Raw genomic sequence first — 3063 nt, 5'->3', positions numbered from 1 at the left:
GTCCCCAGCAGCCCAGCGCCAGCTACAACCAGACGCGTCCATGCCGACCGCCGAGGCTCCCTTTCCTACCCGCCCCCTCCTCGCACCTTGACTTTCCTCGCTGGAATGCCGAGCCCATATCAACCAGAAATCAAGGCCGGAGTCTTTGGAGTCAAGGTAGTCAGAAGGTGTAGTTGATGGCTCTGCGCTGTGCGAATAGAAAAATGTTCTCTGTTGTGTCGGCGGGGGTTTCTGATATAAATAGCAAGGGGGGCCGCTCAATAGAGCGACCCCCCTTGGAGGAGTTAGTTGTAGGTCAGTTGGAATTAGCGACGATCATGCTCATGCCAGAGCGTGATCAGGATCGCAGCTGCGGCCAAGGCTCCCAGTCCTGTCAGGGTGGGGGCCTTGTCTGTGGGTGCCGCGATGACGTTGTTAAGTAGCTCTACCAGCGCGGACGCCAAGCTCAGGCTGATCAGAGCCTCGTCGTTGCCGCCCCGTGAGTTGGGGTCCTGGGGTTCGGTCGGGGTGTTGGGCAGTGCCAAGTCGGCCTCCGGTAGTGCGTGAGAGTAACTGTCCGGGCCGGTGTATCGGATCGGCGTTCCGGCATAAACAGCGTCTCATGGGGACGCCCTTTCATACCACGTGCACGCTGTGGTCGGACTGCCTTCCCTCGTTGCTCGGGATTGGTGATTCTGGCTCCAGGGGGGTCGGCTCAGCTAGCCGCATTCGAGGCCGCTGCTGGCTCATCATTACCGAAGGTAATCGGCCGAAGTTGGAAGCCGGTGAGTGCGACTTCAGACGCTGGAGGTTGAATGCCTGTCGCGGTCTACCCCCGCGCCGGTTGGCGCTGACCGGCGCGGGGGTAGGCGGTCGGTGGCCTGCGAACCGGGCCGGCTCCACCTGCGCGTGGCCGTGGCCAGCAGCCCGGGTGGCGACCTCGCCGACAGCTCCTAGTCTCGGCGGGGAATGGTGAGGCTCGCGGTGGCCGCGCTGAGTCTGTGGACAACGAGAGCACGTGTGGACAACACCCTGATCTTGGGCCTTGTCTGGTATGTGCCGCTGTCGCACCGGCCGGTCATCGCCCGTTGTCGTCGAGCAGCAGCGGCACGTCGTAGACGGACAGGTCCAGCCTCGGGCGGAGGTACCGGACACGATGCCGCCAGCGGTGGTGCTCGTATGCGGTGTCGACGTCGATCTCGGCTACGACGGCGGGCTGCACCTGGATGTAGCGCAGCGGCTCGGGCCGGTCGAGCTGCCCGGACCAGCTCGCTGGCAGGGGTTGCGGCCAGGGATGCGTGACTGGGCCACCCGGGTGTTGCGCGGGTTGCAGCGGGGAGAGCAGTGTCGCGAGTTCGCGGCGCTGTGGCGCCCGGAGTGGGTGGGTGCGGCCGGTGTATCGAAGCCGGCCGTACCGGTCGTGGCGGCCGATGAGCAGGGTTTCCGGATCGTGGATCGTGCCGGTCACGCCGCCGATGATCGCCTCGGTGGTGCAGTAGGCGCGGTACTTTTGCCAGGCCCGCCGCCCGGGCTCGTACCGGCTGTCGAGCCGTTTGATCATGATGCCTTCGATGCCGGCGGCGGTCCAGGTGCTCAGCCACTGCGTGGCCTGGGTGATGTCCGTGGTTTGCGGGGACAGGGTGACCGTGGGCGAGACACCGGCGAGCAGGTCGGCCAGCAGCATCCGGCGGTCGGACAGCGGCGCGTCGAGCAGGAGTCGGCCGGGCGGGGCGCTGAGGAGGTCGAAGACGACGTAGTGTGCGGGGTGGCGGCGGACGACGGTCAGGAGCTGGTTGCCGGCAACGATGCGGCGCTGCAAGAGGGCGAAGTTCGTCCGGTCCCGTTCCCAGACGACGAGTTCGCCGTCCAGAACAGCTCCTGGCGGGACCGTGCGCAGCGCTCGGGTGATGTCCGGGAAGTACGGGCTCAGGTTCCGTCCTGCCCGAGACTGGAGATACACGCCGTCGGGGGTGCGGAAGGCCAAGCTCCGCCAGCCGTCCCACTTCGGCTCGTAGGCCAGGCCCGCCCCTTCAGGGACGACGTCGACGCCCGCGGCGAGCATGGGCATGACGGGGGGACGCAGGACGGCGTCGGCGGCCGGCCCGGCACGGCGGCGGGTCGGGCTCACGCAGTCGGGCGCGTCTGACCGTGGTCGCGAATCCCCCTCACCTCCTGCTTCGGATGCTGCAAGAGGTGAGGGATCGCGCGCTGGAAGATGCCGGACGGTGAATGCCTGGTGAGCGTGTGGGCGAAGGCCCGGACGAGTGACCTCGGGTAGCGCCGGTCCGTACCCCTACGGACGCCGCGCGGTCACTTTGTCCGGGCCTTCCTACCCGTCGGGCGGGTAGCTCGGGGTCGGACGGTGTCTCCGACGCTCGCAGTACGGCCGCGTTCGACGACCAGGACGTACGCGAACAAGCCGGGTCGAGGGCCGGTGACCCGCTCATGAGCGGCGAGAAGTTCGCCAGTGCGGGCGTCGATGACGATCGTCGAGGTCGACCCGTCGGCTGTCACCGCGAAAGCGAGGCCGGGCCGACCGGCGATGTCCTTGGTTTCGCCCTGGTACGCGATGGTCGGGATGATGGCGAGGACGCGCAGGCATGCCGCGCGCTGCTCGTGGTGCAGGTACTGGCTGGTGGCCAGGCCGACGACGCCGCCGACGAGTAGCCGTGGGTACGCCGGCTCGTCGGATAGCTCGGGCGGTGCCAGGAGGCCGGCAAGCGCGGCCGGGTCAACCGGTGGCGGCTCGGGCAGGTACGGGTGAAGGTCACCGGCCAGGTGCCGGATGATCGTTTTCTGGGCTCGCGCGAACAGCGCTCGCTCTGCGGGCTTCGGCTGGTGGTCGACTGCGGGCAGGTCCGGTAGCCGGCGGGTGATTTCCTGTCCAGACCCGTCGGGATGCCGCCAGCGCCTGAGGTCCGTGCGGGTGATGGTCGTGGTGGCGCGGGCCCAGGTCTGGGTGTGGAGGTAGGTGTAGGGGCCGGTGCTGTTGTCGGCCGGTACCGCGCGGATGGTGTCGGCGAGAGTGGTCAGGCGCTGCTGCGGGGTGAGACCGGGCGCGGTGGCGGTCGGCTGCCCTGGCGG

General features: G+C 68.0%; 2 protein-coding genes. Both read right to left on the bottom strand.

Annotated features, from left to right (window positions below):
* Nucleotides 1–1057 precede the first annotated feature (1057 nt).
* Nucleotides 1058–2107 (bottom strand): ATP-dependent DNA ligase, encoded by a 1050-nt coding sequence (locus E1182_RS29985; RefSeq protein ID WP_243706500.1) that lies wholly within the window; start codon nt 2105–2107, stop codon nt 1058–1060.
* 182 nt (nt 2108–2289) lie between these two features.
* A partial coding sequence (locus E1182_RS29980) for a hypothetical protein (RefSeq protein WP_207921575.1) occupies nt 2290–3063 on the bottom strand: 774 nt, incomplete at its 5' end.

Source organism: Micromonospora sp. KC721 (genome assembly GCF_004348355.1).
In the GTDB taxonomy this organism is placed as follows: Bacteria; Actinomycetota; Actinomycetes; order Mycobacteriales; family Micromonosporaceae; genus Micromonospora.
The sequence above is the reverse complement of the archived record's forward strand: the minus strand, read 5'-3'. Positions and strand labels throughout refer to the sequence as shown.